Here is a 21,647-nt window from a genome sequence, read left to right on the forward strand (position 1 = left end):
CTTAGGAGAACAACATGCAAGTAATCTTATTGGAAAAAGTAGCAAACCTGGGTTCCCTGGGTGACGTGGTTAAAGTGAAAGACGGTTACGGCCGCAACTTTCTGATCCCACAAGGTAAAGCAAAACGCGCGACCGAAGCGAACAAGGCAGTGTTTGCTGCTCAGCGTGCCGAGTTAGAAAAACAACAGGCAGACCTGTTGGCCGCAGCGCAAGCGCGTGGCGAAAAACTGGCTGGTTTTGTACTGACAGTCGCTCAAAAAGCGGGTGTGGATGGCCGTCTGTTCGGTTCCGTGACTAACATGGACATCGCTGAAGGCTTGCAAGCACAAGGCCACGAAGTGAAAAAAGCTGAAGTGCGCCTGCCAAACGGCCCACTTAAGACCATTGGTGATTTCGCTGTGAGCGTGGCATTGCACCACGACGTAGTGGTAGATATCACTGTGACTGTGACGCCAGAAGCCTAATCAGGCATCTGCATGCATGACAAGAAAAGGCTACTTCGGTAGCCTTTTTGCTTTTTTGCCACAAAGCGTTATTTGATAACGTACCAATAAAGTACATGAGGTTTTTCTCTATCTCCTCTGCGATCTCTGTGGCTAAAGTATTTTTAATCTTTCATCTGTTCTGAAACCCAAAAATGCCAGTCAGCTTTTCGGTATAATCGCCAGATGGCTGATGAACAACTCGAATTCTTAAAACTCCCTCCACATTCCATTGAAGCTGAGCAGTCCGTGCTGGGCGGCCTGTTGCTGGATAACGAAGCGCTGGACAAGATTGCCGATATTCTGGCCCCTCAGGATTTCTACCAGCATGACCATAAATTGATTTATGAACATATCGCACGGCTGATTGAGCGCAACCAGCCAGCCGATATTGTGACGGTTGCTGAATCGCTTGAAAACAGTGGTGAGTTGACCACGGTTGGTGGTGTGGCTTATCTGGGTGCGCTGGCGCAAAATACGCCCACTGCTGCCAATATCCGCCGCTATGCAGAAATTGTGCATGAGCGCTTTGTCATGCGCCAACTGGTTGCAGTGGGCACTGATATTGCCGAAAGTGCTTACCAACCGAATGGTCGCGATGCACAGCAGTTACTGGATGAAGCCGAAGCCAAGATTTTCCAGATTGCCGAAGGCGGTAACCGCAAGAGCCAGGGCTTTTTGGGCATGCAAGTGCTTTTGCCACAAGTGGCTGACCGCATTGACTACCTGTACTCACGCGAAAATCATTCTGATGTGACGGGGATCCCCACCGGCTTTACCGATCTTGACTCGATGACTTCAGGCCTGCAAGGCGGTGACATGGTGATTATTGCCGGTCGTCCGTCCATGGGTAAAACCGCGTTTGCAATTAATATTGCTGAGAATGTCGCGCTTGAGACCAATAAAGCGGTCGCTATTTTCTCGATGGAGATGGGGGCAACACAGCTGACCACGCGTATGATCGGCTCAATTGGCCGCCTCGACCAGCACAAGATGCGTAACGGTAACCTTGAGGATGAGGACTGGGAAAAGCTCACCACCGCGCTGGGTAAATTGAACGAGGCGCCGATTTATATTGATGAAGGGGCCGGTTTAAGCAGCTTTGACGTGCGGGCGCGTGCCCGTCGCTTGCATCGGCAAACAGGCGAACTTGGTCTGATTGTGATCGACTATTTGCAATTGATGAGCTCGCCAGCCGGCCGTCAGGGCGAAAACCGTGCAACTGAGATTTCAGAAATTTCACGTTCGCTGAAGGCGCTGGCCAAAGAACTCAATGTGCCGCTGATTGCGATTTCGCAGCTTAACCGTAGCGTGGACCAACGGCCAGACAAACGCCCGGTGATGAGTGACTTGCGCGAATCCGGCGCGATTGAACAGGATGCTGACTTGATCATGTTCGTGTATCGCGATGAGTATTACAACCCGGACAGTGCTGAAAAAGGCACGGCCGAGATTATTATCGCCAAACAGCGTAACGGCCCGATTGGCCGGGTGCGCTTGACCTTTATGGGTGCGCATACGCGTTTTGCCGACTATGCGAACGCGGCCTACATGCCGGACGAGTATTAATGCGTCCGATTGTTGCTCATCTGTCTTTAGCTGCGCTTAGACACAATCTGGCGCAGGTCAAACGTTACGCGCCAGCGGCCAAGATCATCTCCGTTGTCAAAGCCAATGCTTATGGTCACGGTTTGCTGAATGCGGCACAAGGGCTCAGCGAAACAGATGCTTTCGCTGTGCTCAATCCTAGTGAAGCCATCGCTTTGCGTGAAGCGGGTTATACGCAGCCCATATTGTTACTTGAAGGGGTGTTTGCGCCCGAGCAATTGCTTGAAGTCGACAGATACCGGCTGGATATTGTCGTGCACCAGGTGCAGCAGATTGCCTGGTTGCAGCAGGCCGCGTTGAGTGCCCCCATTCGAGTGTTTCTCAAGCTGGATAGCGGCATGCACAGGCTTGGCTTGTCGCCAGTAGAGTATCCGCAGGCGTTAGCTGCTCTTGCTGCATGCGCCAATGTGCGCGAGATCGTCATGATGACGCATTTTGCCAATGCGGATATTGTAGATGGCGTTGAGCAGGCCATGACCACCGTGGAGGCGGTCATGGCCAATCAGCCTTATGCGCGCTCCCTGGCGAATTCGGCTGCCGTGATTCAGCAGCCGCAAACCCATGCCGATTGGGTGCGCCCAGGGATCATGTTGTATGGTGCCTCGCCGATTGCCGACCAGCATGCTTCCATGCTGGGCCTGAAACCTGTCATGACCTTGCAGTCCGCTATTATCGCCTTGCAGTCAATTCAGGCCGGGGAGAGTGTTGGTTATGGCAGCTTGTTTACTGCAGATCAGCCGACCAAGGTCGGCATTGTCGCTTGTGGTTACGCCGACGGCTATCCCCGACATGCGCCAACAGGGACGCCGATTGCCGTTAATGGTCAATTGACTCGTACGCTGGGGCGCGTGTCTATGGATATGCTGGCGGTAGATGTCACTGATATCCCTGACGCAACCGTTGGCAGCATTGTGGAGTTATGGGGTGAGCAAGTCCCTGTAGATGAGGTTGCGCAAGCAGCGGGGACCATAGGCTATGAATTATTGTGTGCGGTCACCGCCAGGGTCCCGTTCAAGCACTATGGCTAAAGCAAAAACGCAATACAGCTGTACCGAGTGTGGGGCGGTCGAACCTAAATGGCAAGGCCAGTGCCCGAGCTGCCATGCCTGGAACACGCTGGTAGAGACGGTGCCGGAAGCGGCAACGACAACGACAAGCCGGTTTGCCAGTCTGGCGCCAACGGCCCAATTACAAAAACTGGCTGATGTTGAAGCGCAGGATGTGTCCCGTCAGGCGACCGGCATTACCGAGTTTGATCGGGTGCTGGGTGGCGGGCTGGTGGCGGGCGGTGTGGTGCTCATCGGTGGCGATCCTGGCATTGGTAAATCGACCTTGTTGCTGCAAACCGTGTGCAAGGTTTCGCAATCGCTCAAAGCGTTTTATATCAGCGGTGAGGAGTCTGCGCAGCAAATTGCCATGCGGGCACATCGCCTGGGGCTGGATGCGAGCCAGGTCGATGTGCTGGCGGAAATCAATCTCGAAAAAATCAGCCAGGTATTGCAGCAGCATCAGCCGGACGTGGTGGTGATAGACTCGATTCAGACCGTGTATTCCGAGGCTTTGCAGTCTGCACCAGGCTCGGTGGCGCAAGTGCGTGAATGTTCTGCGCAACTCACTCGGGTGGCCAAGCAGCTTGGGATCAGCATGATTCTGGTCGGCCATGTGACCAAAGAAGGCTCGCTGGCGGGCCCGCGCGTGCTGGAGCACATTGTCGACAGCGTGCTGTACTTTGAGGGCGACCAGAATTCGAGTTTCAGGCTGATTCGCGCGTTTAAAAACCGGTTTGGTGCGGTCAATGAACTCGGTGTGTTTGCCATGACCGAAAAGGGGCTGCGCGAAGTCAGCAATCCTTCCGCCTTGTTTTTATCGCACCATGAATCGCCGGTGCCTGGCTCTTGTATCACGGTCACGCAAGAAGGTACACGGCCTTTGCTGGTCGAAATCCAGGCGTTGGTGGATACGGCACATGCGCCCAATCCCAAGCGCTTGTGTGTGGGTCTGGAGCAGAACCGGCTGGCTATGTTGCTGGCAGTGTTGCATCGACATGCAGGCGTGGCCTGTTATGACCAGGATGTGTTTATCAATGCCGTCGGTGGTGTCAAAATCAGTGAACCTGCGGTGGATCTGGCAGTGTTACTGGCGATTGTTTCATCGTTGAAAAACAAACCGTTGCCAAACAAGCTGATTGTCTTTGGTGAAGTGGGCTTGGCTGGCGAAGTGCGGCCCGTGCAGCGGGGCCAGGAACGTCTTAAGGAAGCTGCCAAACTGGGCTTTACCCATGCCATTATCCCCAAAGCAAATGCGCCCAAAGGCGGCATTGCCGGTATGCAGGTTGAGGCCGTGGATAGGCTGGAACAGGCCATAGACGTCATGCGTGCATAAAAAAATGGCAACGATAGATGGGAGTCCTATCGTTGCCTAAGGATGAGGTTGCCCAGAAGAGGGTAGGCAACCACAGGGAAGTCGGTTCACTCAAGCGGCTTGATGGCCGTGTCAAAAAAACTCGTTTTGATTCGGGTTATCTGTCTTTAATTTTTCTATATTTCTGGCTGTTCTTTGTTTTACAGACGGGTCACGCGCGAGTGGATCCTGGGTGAGTTGGTGTTGGCTCAGTTTCTCCTGGCAATCGCGCAAAGCCTGCTCGTTATCAGCCAAACGGATGCACTCTGCATGTTCGCCCAGTTGTTTGAGGATGCGTACTTTTTCCCCTGTCAGGTTTGCGTAATCTTCTGTCGGTAATATATCTGAAGCGAAGATTGACATGTGGACGAATAAGCCGGTGGCCATGACGGTCGCATATTTCATGCTTAACTCCTTTCAATCAATGACATTGAAAACAGTATAAAAAACCCACTGGGTTATGTCAGTTACAAAGGCCGCGCATTTTGTAGGCATTTGTAGCGAGTTCGATACAGAGCAGAGATCGCGTGCATCACCAATAATTTTAATTTATATAAACCAATAATTTTAATTTATATAAAAGTAATTGTCATAAAAATTTAATGCAACTATTCCTACAAAATGTAGGCCGAAATAAAGTCAGATTCACAAAAATATGACAATAAGATGACGATATGTATTAAAGGAGAAAAAATAATGAAAAAAATCATTTTTCTTTTGCCACTGTTAATGACGGCTTGTGCCAGTGTCAGCCCGCAGCAATATACAGGCAACAATGGTAAAACGGGCTATACCTTGACATGCAGTGAATTCAACACGACCTGGGAGCAATGCCAGCGCAAGGCGGGTGAACAGTGTGCCGGGGGGTATGAGCTAGACAAACGTTTGTCTTACACCGAAACCTTCCCTGATAGCGGTGATGGGATTTACAGACCAGCGAATAATCACCTGGCGGTGGTGTGTAAAGGCTAATCGCCTGTCTTGGCGCTGCTAGCCCAGTAATCGCGCAATTGCTTGCGCAGCGGCCTCGCCGCTACGGATCGCACTTTCTATGGTGGCCGGATAAGGGCTCGCGACATAGTCTCCGGCTAAAAAGATGCGGGCATGTGCGGTTTGAGGGCCAGGCCGCTTTAAAGCCGGGCTGCAACTGAAGGTGGCGCGTTTTTCTGTGATGATTTTTGTCCACAGAGGCGTTTGCTGCAATGCCATGTCGTAGTTGCCGAGCGCAGCATTAATCTCATTAAGGCAATGTGTGACCAGGACGGCCTTGTCCATCTCAAAGGGCGCATGCGCACTGATGACTACGGCGAGCAATCCGGCCTGGTCACAACACTGCCCGCGGTCAAACACCCATTGTGCCCAGCCGCCGCATAAGCCCATGATGGGGTGCGGCAAGCGCATCTGCTCGCTGAATTGCAGGTAAATGGTGGTAATGGGTTGATACTCGCGCCAGGGCAACGTAGGTGCGCCTGCGATGGTTTTCAGTTGGTGTGGTCCGACCGCAAGCACCACCGCATCAAACACTTCTTGTTGCTGATGTGTCAGTTTGCAACCATGTTCAAAAGCCTCGATGGCGGTGACAGTGGTCCCTAGCCTGACTGTAACCCCCCGTGTTTGTAGCTGCGTTAACAGCGGCTGAATGAGGGCGGTGGACAAATCAGATCTAGCCACTAGAAAGTCACTGTCCTGACGACGATGCTGAAAACTATCCCTGAGTACATTTAAAAATACCTGTGCACTGGCAAGCGCTAGCGGCGTGTTCAGTGCAGCCAGGCATAAGGGCTCCCACAAGTACTTGATCGCCAGTGGCGTTTGTTGTGCTTGAGCCAGTAAGCCGGATACCGGCATATCCTGCGCAAGCGTAAAAGCGGTTTTTTGTAACTGCCGCATCCAGCAGATGGCGCGCCATTTACTTTGCCAGTCCAGTCCCGTCGCGGTGATTAAGCCCCACAGCAGATGCAGCGGGGCGGGTAGCCATTCTGGGGTGACCAGCGAAATACGATGCTGGCCATCGTGCATGTGCAATGCCAGCGCCAAGCGCTTGAACACATGCCTGTGATCCAGGCCGGCATCGCGTAGCAAGGCCAGCGTGGCATGATAGGCGCCCAGGCAGAGATGTTGGCCGTTATCCAGCGTGGTTGAAGAGTGCAATACCCCACGTGCACGGCCACCTGCCTGCGGGGCGGCCTCAAAGACGCATACTTGATAGCCTTGCTGACCTAAGCGCAACGCCGTAGACAACCCGGCCAGACCGGCGCCAATCACCGCTACTCTGCGAAGCTTCGCGGTGGCGCTAACGGTTTGGGATGTTTTCTGATTAGCCCTGGATAACACTGCACTCATGAACGGCGGGATTTAAACCAGGCGCCCAGCGCCAAGGTGAGCTTTCTAAATGGCGGCAACGCAATTTTATGGTTAAGTACCAGGTTGGGATCTTGTTTGATTTCCTGCAGCAGTGTTCGGTAAATGGCCGCCATCATCAATCCTGGTAATTGGGCTTTCCGATCTTCTGGCGGGAGCTGCTGCAGGGCTTTGTCATAAAACAGTTCCGCGCGGGCAATCTGCTTGAGCAGCAAGGCCTGCGTTTGCGGCGTGGCTTCGCTATTAAGCAGTTGTTGCTCGGTGACACTGTCACGCTCCAGCTCATCCAGTGGAATATAAATGCGTCCGCGCCGCGCATCTTCGCCGACATCGCGGATGATATTGGTCAGTTGAAACGCCATGCCCAAGTCATGCGCGTATTGCAAGGTTGCCGGATTTTTATAGCCAAAAATTTGCGCTGACAGCAAGCCGACCACACTTGCCACACGGTAACAGTACAGGCCCAGCTGTTCAAAATCCGCATAGCGATTGTATTGCGTATCCATTTGCATGCCATCGATGATTTCAATGAAATGGCTTTCTTGCAAACCATAGGTTTTGATGACGGGCTCTAAGGCTTTCGTCACCGGATGTTGCGGCGTGGCATGAAACAGCCGCTCAACTTCCTGTTTCCACCAGCCAAGCTTGGTTTGGGCGATCTGGTAGTCGGTACACTCATCCACCACATCATCCACTTCGCGGCAAAAGGCATACAGCGCCGTCATCGCCTCGCGCTTGGCTTTGGGTAAAAAAGCAAAACTCAGCGTGAAGCTGGAACCGCTTTCACGGGTTTTTTGCAGGCAATATTGTTGCGGCGTCATCGTTTAAACAGGGCTTTCAGCAAAATCAGTGGCCAATCATAGGCTTTCAAGGTCGGGCGGTGATGGTAAATATCGCCACGACAGGATTTTAATTTATGCACGATACGTTCGCCACCGGCAATCATCATGCGCAACTCAAAACCGATCCGTCCAGGTAGGGCGCGACCTAACGGTTTGCCAGCCTTTAACATGGCCTCAGCACGCCCCACTTGTGACAAAAAGAACTGTTGCCAGTGTCTGTCCAGCCGTTGAGCTCGCAAATCCTGCTCACTGATGCCTGCCGCCAGCATGTCCTCCTGACTCAGGTAAATCCGTCCGACGGCCCCATGCTTTTGCAGGTCTAGCGCAATGTCCTGATAAAAGTTAATCAGTTGCAGCGCGCTGCATATTTGATCGGACCACAGCCGATGTTGCGTGCTGTCACTGCCATACAGTTGCAGCATCAGGCGGCCAACCGGATTTGCCGAGCGGCGGCAATAATCCAGTACTTCCTCAAAGTTAGCATAACGGGTTTTCACCACATCCTGTTTGAAAGCATCGATGAGGTCGATTAACAGTTGAACATCGAGAGTGTGAGTCCGGATCACCGCTTGCAACGATTGAAACAATGGCTGTGAGGGCTGTATATAGGCCTGGATCAATAATAACTCATCTTCATAAGCCTGCAGGGCTTGCAGGCGCTCGATTTCGCTCGCGTTGCCTTCGTCTGCAATATCGTCTGCCTCGCGCGCAAACTGGTAAATGACCGTCACTGCATGACGTAAATGGGCCGGTAACAGCAAGGATGCAACCGGAAAGTTTTCGTAATGCGTGTGCGCCAGTGTCAGGCTAGGTTGGGGCTGGGCGGGCTTGGAAAAGGCATGCATGGCTTAAGTATGCCATAAATCCATGATACGCTTACGCCTTGCAGATGAACAATCATAAAGAGAACTTATGTTAGGCATTATTGGGGGCACTGGGCTCACCGCACTGGATAATTTGAACATTTCTAAGCGCTTGATCGTGCGCACGCCATATGGGGAACCTTCGCAGCCCTTAGTCTTTGGCGAAATCAATGGCAAAGAGGTGGTGTTTTTAGCCCGTCATGGTGGTGGGCATACGATTCCGCCACATGCGATCAATTACCGGGCCAATGTCTGGGCCCTGCATTCGGTCGGCGTCTGTGATTTGCTGGCAGTGGCCACGGTGGGCGGCATTACGCGTAATCTGATCCCGGGAGATATCGTCTTGCCTAACCAGATACTCGATTACACTTATGGCCGCAATAACACCTATCACGATGGCATAGAGCTGCCTGTGCGGCATGTAGACTTCACACAACCTTATTCACAAGCCATGCGTGAACGCTGTCTCAAAGCCGCTGCCGATGTGGGCTGCAGCGTGGTGGATGGTGGTGTGTATGCTTGCGTGCAAGGGCCGCGGCTGGAGACCGCCGCAGAGATAGACCGCTATGAGCGGGATGGTGCCACCCTTGTCGGCATGACCGGCATGCCGGAAGCGGTATTGGCGCGTGAATTGGGCGTGTCTTATGCGGCCATCTGCCCGGTAGCCAATTTTGCGGCTGGTCGCGGCGATAGTACACAATCTATCCAGTTTGAGCAGGTCATGCCTTTGCTGCAGCAAACCATGGATAAAGTCCGTGCCGTCATTGCGCAATACCTGTCAGATAATGATTGTTCTGTGGCTTAAACGGCAGTCAGAGGAGCAGAAATGGCAGTCAAACCTGTGCTGAGAATGGGCGAGCCTTTACTTTATCGGGTAGCAGACAAGATCACCGAGTTTGATACGCCCGAGTTGCATGCCTTGATTCAGGATATGCACGACACGATGACGCATATGCAGGGCGCAGGCATTGCCGCGCCACAAATTGGTGTCAGTTTGCAGGTGGTGATGTTCGGCGTCGGTGCCAATCCGCGTTATCCGGATGCCGAAGCCGTGCCTTTTACGATTTTGATCAACCCCGAACTCACACCTGTGGATGAGGCAGAAGAAGAGGGTTGGGAAGGGTGTCTGTCTGTGCCTGGCATGCGCGGCCTGGTGCCACGTTATCAGCACCTGCATTACCGTGGCTTTGACCCGCAAGGCAACGTGATTGACCGCACGGTGAGCGGCTTTCATGCGCGGGTGGTCCAGCATGAATGTGACCACTTATTTGGCGTGCTTTACCCCATGCGTATCCGTGATCTGACAAAATTTGGCTTTAATGATGTACTTTTTCCTGGAATAACGCTTCCAGATGACTGATTGTTTGCTATAATGCGCGCTTTCGGGAAGAGTGGCAGAGCGGTTTAATGCAACAGTCTTGAAAACTGTCGAGGGTTCACGCCCTCCGTGAGTTCGAATCTCACCTCTTCCGCCAGACATGAAATGCCGCAGTTTTGCGGCATTTCTATTTGCAGTTTTTTATATTTACATGAAGGAACCGTCATGGCTCAAATCATTATCGATAGCAACCCATCCCAAGAGAAATTGAACGAGCTGGGCGTGTCCAGCTGGAACATTTGGGATTGCCCTCCATCAAAATTCCCACTCGACTTCACCATGACTGAAAAAGCCTATGTGTTGGAAGGTGAATTCAAAGTGACGCCAGCTGGTGGCGAAACTGTTACCATCAAAGCGGGTGACTACGTAGAGTTTCCAAAAGGCCTGAAATCCCAGTGGGAAGTGGTCAAGCAATTGAAAAAACACTACAAACACTTTTAATTGAAGTGGGCGTATGATGAAAACCCTGTCAATCCGGCAGGGTTTTTTGTTGATGGGCCTCCGTTATCCTAAGCAAGAAAGGAATACACATGAGTCATCATCCTGTGAATCAAATTAAGGTCGAGCGTCCCAGCGCCGAGACACTCGCCGCACTTGGTGTGGATCAGTGGCCAACCTGGTCAAAAGAAGTCTCTATTTTCCCATGGCAATATAGCAATAGCGAGATTGCTTACATCTTGCAAGGGGAGGTGACCGTGACACCTAAAGATGGCGAGCCGGTAAGTTTTGGGGCGGGTGACTTAGTCACCTTTGCCAGTGGGCTGGATTGTGTGTGGGAAGTCAAACAGCCGTTGAAAAAGCATTACCATTTTGAGTGAGCCGGCTATATTTGATGGAGTGCTTGCGTCAAGTTGGTGATGGATGTTGCATCAAGCAGGCCGTTATTACACGCAGAGATCAAGAAACTATCTTCTACCCGGTTGCCCAAGGTGTTGATCTTGGCATTATGTAATGCAATGCCATGTTGCTGAAAAATCAGCGCCATACTGGCCAATAATCCTGGGCGGTCATTGGCGATGATATCCAGCTGTTGAAAAGGCTGGTCTGCGTCCTGTGGATTGGGCACGGCTTTAAAACTCACTTGCGTGCTAATCGGCATATGTTTGACTTGCCTGCTGACCCGGCCGCGAATTGGCGCGGGAATCGCCTCATGGCTGATCAATTGCGTATTCAACCCTTGTTCAATATGCTTCAATAAGCCGTTATAGCTGATCTGCCGTGTTTCAGGTTCCAGCACAATAAAGTTATCCAGGGCATAGCCGTGAGCGGTGGTGTAAATCTTGGCCTGTACAATGTTGTATTGCATGCTGTCAAAAAAATGGCAGATACGGGCAAAAATCTCTTTTTGATCTCGGCTGTAGATCATCACCTGAATGCCGTCGCCTTTAGGGCTGAGCCGGGCACGCACAATGGCTTGTTCGGTATTGAGATGCGGAATCAGTAATCGGCTTTGCCAGGCGATTTCATCACTGTCAAAACGACTGAAATAGCCATTGCCAAAGGCTTGCCACAGGGCTGCCACGGAAGACTCTTTAAGGTTGAAACTGCTAAGTTTCTGCAACACTTCCTGCTTGCGTAAGCTGAGCTGGGCTTCGGTATTCAGTGATTGTTGCAGCACTCGCCGCGTTTGCAAAAACAGGCTCTCGAGCAGTTTGGCCTTCCACGCATTCCACACATTCGGGCTGGTGCCGCGAATGTCGGCCACCGTCAGTAAGTACAACGCTGTCAGGCGATATTCTGTCCCCACCAGATGCGCAAAGGCTTCAATCACATCGGGGTCGGATAAATCACTTTTTTGTGCCGTGCTGGACAGTTTTAGATGTGCCTCAACCAGCCAAGCGACTAGCTCTGTATCCGTTTTGCTTAAGCCATGTTGTTTGCAGAATCGGCGCGCGTCCAGGGTGCCCAGCAGCGAATGATCGCCGCCACGGCCTTTGGCAATGTCGTGAAAAATGGCCGCCAGATAGAGCAAATGTGGCTGGCTGAATGCATTAAATAGTTGGCTGCACAGCGGAAATTCGTGTCTTAAATCGGGTTTGGCAAAGCGTCTGAGGTTGCGTAAGACATTCAGCGTGTGCTCATCTACCGTATAGACATGAAACAGATCATGCTGCATTTGTGCGATGACGCGGCCAAATACCGGGATATAGCGGCCGAGGATGCCATACCGGTTCATGCGTCGCAGGCTGCGGTGTACACCTTCGCGGCTGTGCAAAATCTGCAGGAATAAGGCTTTGTGATTGGCGCGTTGTCTGAATTGATGGTTGATCAGCGGCTGTGCCGCCTGCAATGCACGTACGAGCGGCGCACTAAAGCCGGTAATTTCCGGGTATTGCTGCAGGAGTTGAAAACATTGCAAGATGGTTTCGGGCTTGCGTTGAAACAGGTCTGGCGCATTTGCACTCAGCAAGCCCTGAGACAGGCTAAAGTCTTCAGTTAATGCTTGCGGCGGCTTGGTCTCTGGCTGAATGCGTGCATGCAGTAATTTAAGCAGGACTTCATTTTCTATGATGACCGCTTTGGCACTCCGGTAAAAGCCTTGCATTAACTGTTCGCTGGCACGTTTTTGCGGATTGGTCTGATAGCCCATCTGCTCCGCCAGCGTGTTTTGAAAGTCGAATACCAGGCGGTCTTCCCGGCGCTTGGCCATCAGGTGCAGGCGGATGCGCAGATTTTGCAGCAAACGTTCGTGTTTTTTGAGTTGAATGGCTTCATGCCGGCTTAATAACCCCGCCTGGGCAAGCGCGTTCCAATCACTGCCCAAGCCCTGGCTTTGCGCGACCCAAAGAACCATATGCAAATCCCTGAGGCCGCCTGGACTCTCTTTGACATTGGGTTCTAGGTTGTAAGCCGTGTCATGAAATTTGGCATGACGGATTTGTTGCTCACGCAGTTTTTCAGCAAAAAAACGGGCTTGGTCCAGCTGTGCATGCAGTAACTGCGTCAAGGACTGGAAAGTTTTTTTGTCTCCGCTCAGCCAGCGGGCTTCCAGCAGGTTGGTCATGATGGTGACATCCAGCTGCGCTTCGTCCAGGCACTCTTTGAGGCTGCGCACGCTATGACCGATATTGAGACCAATATCCCACAAGGTGCCAATCAGCGATTCAACCAGCGTCTGTAGCGCAGCATCGCTGTTTTCCGGCATCAGGATCAGCAAATCAATGTCCGAGTAGGGAAACATATCGCCACGGCCATAGCCGCCGACCGCAACCAGGCAAGCACTGTCTGGCAGGGCATAAGCCTGCCAAATCTGTTTAAGCAGTAGATCGAGTGAGCGCGTATGTTGTTGTAGCAGGCGTTTGGCTTGCGGCTTGGCCAGATAAGCATCGGCCAGTTGTTGACGTGTCAGTTGTACTGACGCTCGCCAATGCTTGAGATGTTCCTTGCCAATGACTGTCATGCGGGACTGACCATCGACATGCGTGCCTTAGAGCGTGGGCCGGGCTGGCGTACCCGCTGAGACGGTCATGATTTCAAAGCCCTCTTCAGTGACGAGTACGGTATGCTCCCATTGTGCCGACAGGCTACGGTCCTTGGTGACCACGGTCCAGCCATCCGGCATGAATTTGATGTCGCGGCGTCCAGCATTGATCATGGGTTCGATGGTAAAAATCATGCCAGGCTTGAGCGTCAAGCCTGCCCCGGGTTTGCCATAATGCAACACCTGGGGTTCGCAATGAAATTTTTTGCCGATGCCATGGCCGCAGAACTCACGCACAATGCTGTAACCATTTTTTTCGGCAAATGACTGAATCGCATAGCCAATATCGCCCAACGTGTTACCAGGCTTGACCTTTTCAATGCCGCGCCACATGGCTTGGTAGGTGAGGTCGCACAGCCGCTTGGCCTGTGGTGAGACACTGCCGACCATAAACATGCGTGACGTATCGCCATGATAGCCGTCTTTGATGACTGTGATGTCCAGGTTGACGATATCACCATTTTTAAGCTCTTTTTCGCTAGGGACCCCATGGCAGATTTGCTGGTTAATCGAGGTGCAAATAGACTTGGGGTAGGGTGCATGGCCATCTGGTGCATAGTTTAATGGGGCCGGGATCGCTTGCTGTTCATTGACGATGTAATCATGGCAAAGCTGGTCCAGTTTGTTGGTGGTCACCCCCGCCACGACAAACGGTGTGATGTAATCCAGCACTTCTGAGGCCAGACGACCTGCGATGCGCATTTTTTCAATTTCTTCGGGGGTATGCAGAACAATTGCCATAAACGAGTGACCGCTCTTACGTTAATCCGTTTCCCAGACAGGCTTTCGGAATCATTAACTAAAACAACATTCTAACATAGACACATAGCAGTCATGATGTTTGGCCTACTTCGCTCAAGGAATGCGCAAGAACGCCGTTAATAGAGTTGAGTCATAAAAGAAACTGACTGGCATTAGTGTAATTGATCCCGACATGGCACTTGATGGCAATGATTTATACTCGGGCATGATTTTAGCTGGAGCACACTTATGGTGACACTCACCGAAGCAAGAGCCAACCGCACCGTTAAAGATTGGGTGGCTTTTTTTAAGGCGGCAGAGATTCCGGTCTTGCGGCAGACGGCCAGAGAGATCGCTCAATTACAGGCGCGTGAAGATGAAACGGGCGCCCGTGACATTACACGTGTGGTCATTAATGATCCGCTCATGATGTTCAAGGTGTTGGCGTACGCCAATAATCATCGCAGCCGTCATCAGTTACAGGACCTGGTACAGGTCGAGCAGGCAATTATCATGATGGGCACTGGCACGTTTTTCGCGCAGATTCCTACCGTTCCGCATGTGGAGGATGTGTTGCATGAGCATATGTCCGCCTTGATCGATTTGCTCAAGCTCATGATACGGGCTCACCGTGCCGGTTATTTTTCCGCAGAGTTTGCCTCGCATTTGATGGATTTGCACGCAGAAGAGGTGAGGGTGGCAGCCTCGCTGCATGATTTTGCCGAAATGCTCATGTGGTGCTTTAACCCGGATGCGATGGGCGAAATCAGCCAGCGCCAGGACGCAGATAAAACGTTGCGTAGCCGGGTTGTTCAACAAGAGGTGCTGGGTTTCAGATTGCTGGAGTTACAGGCCGAGCTGGTGCAGGTCTTTAACTTGCCGCCATTGCTCAGTGACCTGATGGACGAAGCGCGCGCAGACCTGCCCAGGGTGCGCAATGTGCAGTTAGCCGTGAATCTGGCCAGACATTCTGCCGACGGCTGGGATAATGCTGCCTTGCCCGATGACTACAAAGATATTGCCGAGTTGCTGCATGTTGATGTTGAGCGCGTCAAACATATCGTCGGCGTGCCACAACATTAGTCTTGTGCGGCTTGTTCGCTTGCGATCAGGCGCTCATGACGCTGGGCCAGCACATCGGTGACGGCCTGATGTATCCGGTCAATCACTTGCTCCCAAGCTTCGTCATCCCCCTGTCTGAACAGGCGCATGCCTGGATACCACGGACTGTCTTCGCGCTGTTGTAACCAGCGGAAATGCGCATGTTGCGGCAGTAATAACCAGACCTCTTTGCCTAAGGCCGCAGCCAAATGCGCGACGGCGGTGTCAACTGATATCACCAGATCCATTTGCATGATCAGCCCCGCAGTGGCGGTAAAGTTTATTAATTCCGGGTGATGACATTCCAGCATGGGAAACCGTTTGAGCATGATATGGTCTTCGCGCCTGAACTCTTTTTGCAAGCTGTGCCATTCGACTTCCATATTCAGCAGAGGCGCCATCAGAAAGAGCGGAATACTGCGCCACTGATCATATTTGTTCGTCGCCTCGCCACACCAGTTGAGCCCGATGCGCAACCGACGGCCAGGCCCCAGTAATTGTTGCCAGGGTTCACTGTGGCGTGCCTCTACCCCCAGATAAGGCAAGCCGGCCGGTATCGTATCCAGTTGCGTGTTAAACACCGCTGGCAAGCTCAGCATGGGGCAGAATACGTCAAAATGCGGCAGGCTACGTCCATCCTGGCAAACGACCAGAATCGTTGCATCATGCGCCCAATACTCATTAAACAGGTCAAATAAAGCCTCAGGGACGGCTAATACCAGATGGTTAGGTTTGCAGGCTTGAACCATAGGCAGATAACGGCAATATTGCAGAGTGTCGCTCAACGTCTGCTCGGCCCAGATCAGAATGGTTTTGCCGACCAGAGCGCCTGCCGATGACCATAACAAGTTTAAATCTGGCCGGTGTTTGTCCGCAAGCACTTGAAAACGCGCCGCATACAGCGGCCAGCCGTTTTCGAATTCTCCGCGTGCCAATCGCAGCATACTCATGGTATATCTGGCTTGTGCATGATTCGGCGCCAATTTAAGCGCCGTCTCCAGGCAGGCGTAAGCCTCATCGTGCTGCCTGTTTTCATACAGCGCCAAGCCCAGGTGGCATTGGGCAGCTGCATACCCAGGGTTCAACTGCAAAGCCAGGCGGAAATCGGCAATCGCTTCAGTGTACTTCCCCAGTTGGCATAACACTACGCCACGGTTGTTGTACGGTAAATGCAAATTTGGTTGATAGCGGATAGCTTCATCAAAACTTAGCACGGCCTCTTGTGGCTTGCCCTGTGATTGCAGAATCAAGGCGCGCTGATGATAGGCATCGGCAAAGTCAGGCTGTATGCGGATCGCCTCATTCATACATAGTAGCGCATCGCCTGTCTGTTGCAGTTGCATGCATAACACCCCCAGACGATAGTGAAAATGGGCATGCTCCGGATGTGCCGCCACTGCCTGTCGTAAAACATTGGCTGCCTGGTCGACTTGCTGCAGTTGCAGCATCAGGTCAGTACATTCGGTAAAAGCGGGTAGTCGTTGCGGGTCAAGCTTGATGGCGGTACGCAGGCGCAAAATGGCTTCTTGCGTTCTGCCCAGGTTTTTCAGTGCGCGTGCATCCAGGTAATAAAGCTGTGCCTGTTTGGCATCCAGGGCAATGGCTTGTTTGTAGCACTCATGCGCCGCCTTGAACTGTTGCGTGCGCATATGCAGGTTGCCTAGCTGCACCCGCAGTTCCAGCAGGTCAGGCCGCAGACTGATCGCTTGCAGCAAATATTGCTCAGCCGCATGAAACTCCTGGTTTTGCAGCATTAGGCCTGCCAGCTTTTGATAGGCATCCCACTTCTGCGGATCGGCAGCAATCAGTTTCAGCAGTTTTGCAATGGCTTCATTGTTCATGGGATAACTGGCAACACTTCAAGCGATTGCGGGCGACCTTAAATGGATGGATGGCGGATTAAGGTACAATAAGCAGCTGTCAGCGTCAACGACCTGAATGTCATTTACCCAAAGAAAGGAAACTCAATGCTGATCAAACTGATCATGTACGGCCTGTTGTTCTGGTTAGCCGTCTGGGGCTATCGCCAATATCAGCAGCCTTCTACACGTGTCAGCGTCGGCATGAAAGCACCCGCATTCAGTCTGCCCGATGCCCAAGGAAACCTGAGGCAACTCTCCGAATGGCAGGGTAAATGGCTGGTGCTTTATTTTTATCCCAAAGATGATACGCCTGGTTGTACACGCGAAGCCTGCCAGTTTAGGGATGATATCCAGCAGATCCATGCCCTGGGTGCCGAGGTGGTAGGTATCAGTGTCGATACCGTTGCCAGCCATGCCGCATTTGCGCAAAAACACCGCTTGTCTTTTCCGTTGCTGGCGGACAGCAATGGTCAGGTGGCTGATGCCTATGGCGCCTTGTTTAACCTTGTCGTCTTCCAGGCCGCCAAGCGCATGACCTTTATTGTTGACCCGCAAGGCGTCGTTGCCGAGTCCTACAGCAACGTCAACCCTGACGGGCATAGCGAGGCCATCATTCGTGACCTCAAGCGCCTGTCGGCTTTTTAGTGAGTATCACCATGCAAGCCCTTTCCCTGATCGTCGCCCATGCAGACAACCGTGTCATTGGTCACAATAATCAGTTGCCCTGGCACCTGCCCGAAGACCTCAAGCGCTTCAAACAACTGACCATGGGCCATCACATTATTATGGGCCGCAAAACCTATGAGTCGCTGGGTCGCTTGTTGCCCGGACGCACCACGGTAGTCGTCACTCGCGATACTGAATACGCGGTTGAAGGGGCCAAGGTTGTACATTCACTGCCACAAGCGCTTGCAGCCTGTGCCGGTGATGAAGAACCCTTTCTGATTGGCGGCGCGGAGTTGTATGCACAGGGCCTGCCTTATGTCACGCGGCTATACATTACGCGGGTATATGCTCATGTCGGCGGGGATGCATTTTTCCCGGAAATCGAGATGCATGAGTGGGAATTGGTGAGTGAGGAAGGGAATACCTCGGAGAATGGCTTGCATTATAGTGATATGGTTTATCAGCGGCGATGATAGAAGCCTTTGGCTTGATGCATCGAAAAAAGAATAAGGTTATTGTTTTTTCGATGCTTAATCTCAATCCAAGTTAGTCCAGTTTTTCGTCATTCCGGCGTAGGCCGAATTCATGCAAGGTTAATACTAATCTGATTAAAATTGAAGAGCGCGTATTGAATTTGCTGCAAGTCTTCTTAGATATTTACGGAATTCCACCTTTCTTTTTCGCCTCTAGGCGAGTTACTTTCTGTTGCTTGCCCCACAGAAAGTAACCACAACTAACGGAGTGTTGCGGCGTAGGCTAACCTTTAGGTTAAGCCACAAAGTGGCGGCCGTAGCCAAAGAAGAGGGCACCCAGCCATCACGGCCTTCGGCTTCCTGGCGTTGTTGGCTACGGCCGCTACGCTTAACATTGCTGCGCAAGTTAGCCTACGCCGTAACAGACTGCGCTGCAGTCTTAGTTATCAACAAAGTAAGCGGTCACGAAACTCGCCCTAGCGGCTTGCACAAAACGCAAGCCACCGCGGAACTCGAACAGCCGATGGCCGACATCCCCCACTTCGTCTGCGCTACTCAGCGTGATGCGATGGGATTTATCTCATCAAAATCACACTGTTGAAATTTGGACCGTTCAAAAACTCAAATTCTTTTCTTTTTAGCCCACAAACGGTGGCGCTCATGGGTTTTCGGGCCCCTATCTGCCGCGCCGAGTAGCGCAGCCAAAACAAGGAAGAAGGGAGCGACTGTTCGAGTCCCGCAGCAGCTCACGTATTTTGTGAGCTGCCAGGTCGAGTTTCGTGACCGCTTGTTTTGGCGAGCAACGCAGGAAACAAGCGGAAGCTAGGGTGTCTTGTTCTTTGCCTTCTTTCTTCTGGACAAGCATAAGAAAGAACGGTCGCCTAAAAGGCGAAATAAATCATTCACCCATCCTGTTAATGCCTAATACAACCTTGTTCAATGTACGCAAAGAAAGGTGACTCGCTCACAGGCGAAACAGAGGTCTCGGTAAAATAGCAAAGGCAACCATTAAGTTGCCTTTGCTGAAGCTCACAAAAAAGAAAGCTCAGTAAAAAATAGCTGAGTGAAGCTAAAGAGCTAATCTTCCTGCTGCACACAATCCACGTAATACACGGCTTTACCATCCACGACTTGCTTCACCAAACCATGGTTATCGGTCTCAAAGCCGGGGAATTTCTCGTTGAATTCGCGTGCAAATTTGAGGTAGTTCACAATGACCTTGTTAAAGCGTTCACCTGGAATCAGCAGTGGAATACCTGGCGGGTATGGGGTTAAGAGCACAGCTGTCACGCGGCCTTCGAGCTCATCAATGGCCACGCGCTCAATTTTGCGGTGGGCCATTTTTGAGAAGGCGTCAGTTGGTTTCATGGCTGGCACCATGTCAGACAGATACATTTCTGTAGTCAGGCGGGCGACGTCATTAGCTTTGTAGACTTCGTGAATTTGTGTACACAAATCTTTGAGGCCGACGCGTTCGTAGCGTGGATGCTTCTGCACAAATTCCGGCAGCACTTTCCATAATGGCTGGTTTTTGTCGTAGTCGTCTTTAAACTGTTGTAATGCGGCGACCATGGTGTTCCAGCGGCCTTTGGTAATGCCGATGGTAAACATGATAAAGAACGAGTAGAGACCGGTTTTTTCGACGATCACGCCGTGTTCAGCCAGGTACTTGGTCACAATCGCTGCCGGGATGCCGAATTCTTCTGAGAATTCACCATCTACATCCAGCCCGGGGGTGATGATGGTGGCTTTGATCGGGTCCAGCATGTTAAAGCCTTCGGCCAGGTTGCCAAAGCCGTGCCAGCGCTCATTGGCTTTCAGCATCCAGGCATCTCGTTCTTCCAGGCCGTCTTCGGACAAATCTGTTGGGCCCCAGACTTTAAACCACCAGTCGGTACCCCACTCTTCATCCACCTTACGCATGGCACGGCGGAAGTCCAGGGCTTCTTTGAGGGATTCTTCTACCAGGGCGGTGCCGCCTGGGGCTTCCATCATGGCGGCAGCCACGTCACAGCTGGCAATAATAGAGTATTGCGGGCTGGTAGAGGTGTGCATGAGATAAGCTTCGTTGAACACATCGCGGTCCAGGCGGTTCTGGTCAGCATCCTGTACCAGAATCTGCGAGGCCTGGCTTAGGCCAGCCAGCAGTTTATGTGTGGACTGGGTAGAGAACACCATGGACTCTTTACACCGTGGGCGGTCTGCGCCAATCGCGTGGTAGTCACCATAAAAGTCATGGAAGGTCGCATGTGGCAGCCAGGCTTCATCAAAGTGCAGGGTGTCGATCTTGCCATCCAGCATTTCCTTGATTTCTTCAACGTTGTATAGCACGCCGTCATAGGTGGATTGCGTGATGGTCAGTACGCGTGGCTTGGCGTTTTTGTCGGTGGCAAACGGGTTGCGTTCGATTTTCTTCTGGATATTTTCCCAGGCAAACTCGCTTTTCGGAATCGGGCCGATAATGCCAAAGTGGTTACGCGTTGGCATCAGGAATACCGGCACCGCCCCGGTCATGATGATGGAGTGCAATACGGATTTATGGCAGTTACGGTCAACCACCACGATGTCACCAGGCGCGACGGTGGAGTTCCAGACGATCTTGTTCGAGGTCGAGGTGCCGTTAGTGACAAAATAGAGGTGATCGCAGTTGTAAATACGTGCGGCATTGCGCTCGGAAGCGGCGACCGGGCCGGTATGGTCCAGCAATTGGCCGAGTTCATCTACCGCGTTACACACGTCTGCCCGCAGCATGTTCTCGCCAAAAAACTGGTGGAACATCTGGCCGACCGGTGATTTCAGAAACGCGACGCCACCGGAGTGACCGGGGCAGTGCCAGGAGTAGGAACCATCAGCCGCGTAATGCGTCAGCGCCTTGAAGAAGGGCGGTGGCAGGCTGTCCAGGTAGGCCTTGGCTTCGCGGATAATCAGGCGTGCCACAAACTCTGGCGTATCCTCGTTCATATGGATAAAGCCATGCAACTCACGCAGCACATCATTTGGAATGTGGCGGCTGGTGCGGGTCTCGCCATGCAAAAAGATCGGAATCTCTTCGTTACGGTAACGGATTTCCTGTACAAAATTACGCAGCTGCTCGATGGCTTCTGGTTTCTCTTCAACGATCTCCTCATCGTCAATCGACAGGATAAACGCCGAGGCACGGCTTTGCTGCTGCGCGAAAGAGGTGAGGTCGCCGTAGCTGGTCACACCAAGCACCTCCAGACCTTCCTCTTCAATCGCTTTGGCCAACACCCGGATGCCCAGGCCAGACGAGTTTTCTGAGCGAAAATCTTCGTCAATAATCACAATGGGAAATCTAAATTTCATAAAGGAATCCTTTTACCGCTTAAGACACAGAGGCACAGGGAAAGTCAGCGCTTAACCCTGTGCCT

At 52.1% G+C, this 21,647-nt stretch carries 20 protein-coding genes and 1 tRNA gene; 13 read left to right on the forward strand and 8 right to left on the reverse strand.

Going from position 1 to position 21,647, the window contains the following annotated elements:
- The first annotated feature begins 14 nt into the window (after window positions 1-14).
- From rplI to radA, 4 genes are all read left to right on the forward strand, one after another.
- The gene (rplI, locus tag ACFQ1T_RS08610; protein WP_194748038.1) at window positions 15-464 is read left to right on the forward strand and encodes a 50S ribosomal protein L9; all 450 of its coding nucleotides are present in this window, start codon (window positions 15-17) and stop codon (window positions 462-464) included.
- 204 nt (window positions 465-668) lie between these two features.
- Window positions 669-2,051 (forward strand): replicative DNA helicase, encoded by a 1,383-nt coding sequence (gene dnaB / locus ACFQ1T_RS08615; protein WP_194748036.1) that lies wholly within the window; start codon window positions 669-671, stop codon window positions 2,049-2,051.
- A complete protein-coding gene (gene alr / locus ACFQ1T_RS08620) occupies window positions 2,051-3,118 on the forward strand; it encodes an alanine racemase (protein ID WP_379075694.1) in 1,068 nt (355 codons plus the stop codon). Before dnaB ends, alr begins: the two co-directional genes overlap by 1 nt.
- Window positions 3,111-4,472 carry a DNA repair protein RadA gene (gene radA, locus ACFQ1T_RS08625; protein WP_379075697.1) on the forward strand — a complete coding sequence of 454 codons (1,362 nt, stop codon included), beginning with the start codon at window positions 3,111-3,113 and terminating at the stop codon, window positions 4,470-4,472. The genes alr and radA overlap by 8 nt, the downstream gene beginning before the upstream one ends.
- Before the next feature lie 111 nt (window positions 4,473-4,583).
- On the opposite strand, the gene ACFQ1T_RS08630 is transcribed toward radA, so the two are convergent.
- Entirely contained in the window at window positions 4,584-4,895 is a 312-nt protein-coding gene (locus ACFQ1T_RS08630; RefSeq protein WP_194748031.1) for a hypothetical protein, read from the reverse strand.
- Window positions 4,896-5,186: 291 nt separating this feature from the next.
- On the opposite strand from ACFQ1T_RS08630, the gene ACFQ1T_RS08635 reads away from it, so the two are divergent.
- Window positions 5,187-5,462, forward strand: coding sequence for a hypothetical protein (locus tag ACFQ1T_RS08635; protein ID WP_275355654.1), 276 nt, complete (start codon window positions 5,187-5,189; stop codon window positions 5,460-5,462).
- 18 nt (window positions 5,463-5,480) lie between these two features.
- On the opposite strand, the gene hpnE is transcribed toward ACFQ1T_RS08635, so the two are convergent.
- From hpnE to hpnC, 3 genes are read right to left on the reverse strand one after another with little or no spacing between them, the layout of a single operon-like run.
- The gene (hpnE, locus tag ACFQ1T_RS08640; RefSeq protein WP_379075701.1) at window positions 5,481-6,833 is read right to left on the reverse strand and encodes a hydroxysqualene dehydroxylase HpnE; all 1,353 of its coding nucleotides are present in this window, start codon (window positions 6,831-6,833) and stop codon (window positions 5,481-5,483) included.
- A complete protein-coding gene (gene hpnD / locus ACFQ1T_RS08645; protein WP_275355651.1) occupies window positions 6,830-7,672 on the reverse strand; it encodes a presqualene diphosphate synthase HpnD in 843 nt (280 codons plus the stop codon). The genes hpnE and hpnD overlap by 4 nt, the downstream gene beginning before the upstream one ends.
- Window positions 7,669-8,538, reverse strand: coding sequence for a squalene synthase HpnC (gene hpnC / locus ACFQ1T_RS08650; protein ID WP_379075705.1), 870 nt, complete (start codon window positions 8,536-8,538; stop codon window positions 7,669-7,671). The genes hpnD and hpnC overlap by 4 nt, the downstream gene beginning before the upstream one ends.
- Before the next feature lie 67 nt (window positions 8,539-8,605).
- Here hpnC and ACFQ1T_RS08655 point away from each other — a divergent pair, with 67 nt between their 5' ends.
- The 5 genes from ACFQ1T_RS08655 (at window position 8,606) to ACFQ1T_RS08675 (ending at window position 10,752) form a co-directional block, all read left to right on the forward strand.
- Entirely contained in the window at window positions 8,606-9,361 is a 756-nt protein-coding gene (locus tag ACFQ1T_RS08655; RefSeq protein ID WP_194748021.1) for an S-methyl-5'-thioinosine phosphorylase, read from the forward strand.
- Window positions 9,362-9,382: 21 nt separating this feature from the next.
- Window positions 9,383-9,916 carry a peptide deformylase gene (def, locus tag ACFQ1T_RS08660; protein ID WP_379075708.1) on the forward strand — a complete coding sequence of 178 codons (534 nt, stop codon included), beginning with the start codon at window positions 9,383-9,385 and terminating at the stop codon, window positions 9,914-9,916.
- Between the two features lie 25 nt (window positions 9,917-9,941).
- Window positions 9,942-10,031, forward strand: a tRNA-Ser gene (locus tag ACFQ1T_RS08665).
- A gap of 68 nt (window positions 10,032-10,099) precedes the next feature.
- Window positions 10,100-10,375, forward strand: a complete 276-nt coding sequence (locus ACFQ1T_RS08670; protein ID WP_194748017.1) for a cupin domain-containing protein — start codon at window positions 10,100-10,102, stop codon at window positions 10,373-10,375.
- Between the two features lie 89 nt (window positions 10,376-10,464).
- Window positions 10,465-10,752 carry a cupin domain-containing protein gene (locus ACFQ1T_RS08675; protein ID WP_379075711.1) on the forward strand — a complete coding sequence of 96 codons (288 nt, stop codon included), beginning with the start codon at window positions 10,465-10,467 and terminating at the stop codon, window positions 10,750-10,752.
- A 5-nt stretch (window positions 10,753-10,757) separates the two neighbouring features.
- On the opposite strand, the gene ACFQ1T_RS08680 is transcribed toward ACFQ1T_RS08675, so the two are convergent.
- Together ACFQ1T_RS08680 and map are read right to left on the reverse strand one after the other, a co-directional pair.
- The gene (locus tag ACFQ1T_RS08680; RefSeq protein WP_379075714.1) at window positions 10,758-13,334 is read right to left on the reverse strand and encodes a [protein-PII] uridylyltransferase; all 2,577 of its coding nucleotides are present in this window, start codon (window positions 13,332-13,334) and stop codon (window positions 10,758-10,760) included.
- Between the two features lie 27 nt (window positions 13,335-13,361).
- Window positions 13,362-14,156, reverse strand: a complete 795-nt coding sequence (gene map, locus ACFQ1T_RS08685; protein ID WP_275355642.1) for a type I methionyl aminopeptidase — start codon at window positions 14,154-14,156, stop codon at window positions 13,362-13,364.
- A gap of 249 nt (window positions 14,157-14,405) precedes the next feature.
- Here map and ACFQ1T_RS08690 point away from each other — a divergent pair, with 249 nt between their 5' ends.
- A complete protein-coding gene (locus ACFQ1T_RS08690; protein ID WP_275355641.1) occupies window positions 14,406-15,239 on the forward strand; it encodes an HDOD domain-containing protein in 834 nt (277 codons plus the stop codon).
- Here ACFQ1T_RS08690 and ACFQ1T_RS08695 read toward each other — a convergent pair.
- Entirely contained in the window at window positions 15,236-17,098 is a 1,863-nt protein-coding gene (locus ACFQ1T_RS08695) for a tetratricopeptide repeat protein (RefSeq protein ID WP_194748009.1), read from the reverse strand. The two genes, ACFQ1T_RS08690 and ACFQ1T_RS08695, sit on opposite strands and share 4 nt — an antisense overlap.
- Before the next feature lie 126 nt (window positions 17,099-17,224).
- Between ACFQ1T_RS08695 and ACFQ1T_RS08700 the strand changes: the two genes are divergently transcribed.
- A complete protein-coding gene (locus tag ACFQ1T_RS08700; protein WP_275355638.1) occupies window positions 17,225-17,764 on the forward strand; it encodes a peroxiredoxin in 540 nt (179 codons plus the stop codon).
- A gap of 11 nt (window positions 17,765-17,775) precedes the next feature.
- Entirely contained in the window at window positions 17,776-18,258 is a 483-nt protein-coding gene (locus ACFQ1T_RS08705; RefSeq protein ID WP_379075720.1) for a dihydrofolate reductase, read from the forward strand.
- Between the two features lie 1,077 nt (window positions 18,259-19,335).
- Here ACFQ1T_RS08705 and ACFQ1T_RS08710 read toward each other — a convergent pair.
- Entirely contained in the window at window positions 19,336-21,582 is a 2,247-nt protein-coding gene (locus ACFQ1T_RS08710; RefSeq protein WP_338654538.1) for an arginine/lysine/ornithine decarboxylase, read from the reverse strand.
- Between the last annotated feature and the right edge of the window lie 65 nt (window positions 21,583-21,647).

The organism is Methylophilus glucosoxydans (assembly GCF_042676145.1).
Lineage (GTDB): Bacteria > Pseudomonadota > Gammaproteobacteria > Burkholderiales > Methylophilaceae > Methylophilus > Methylophilus glucosoxydans.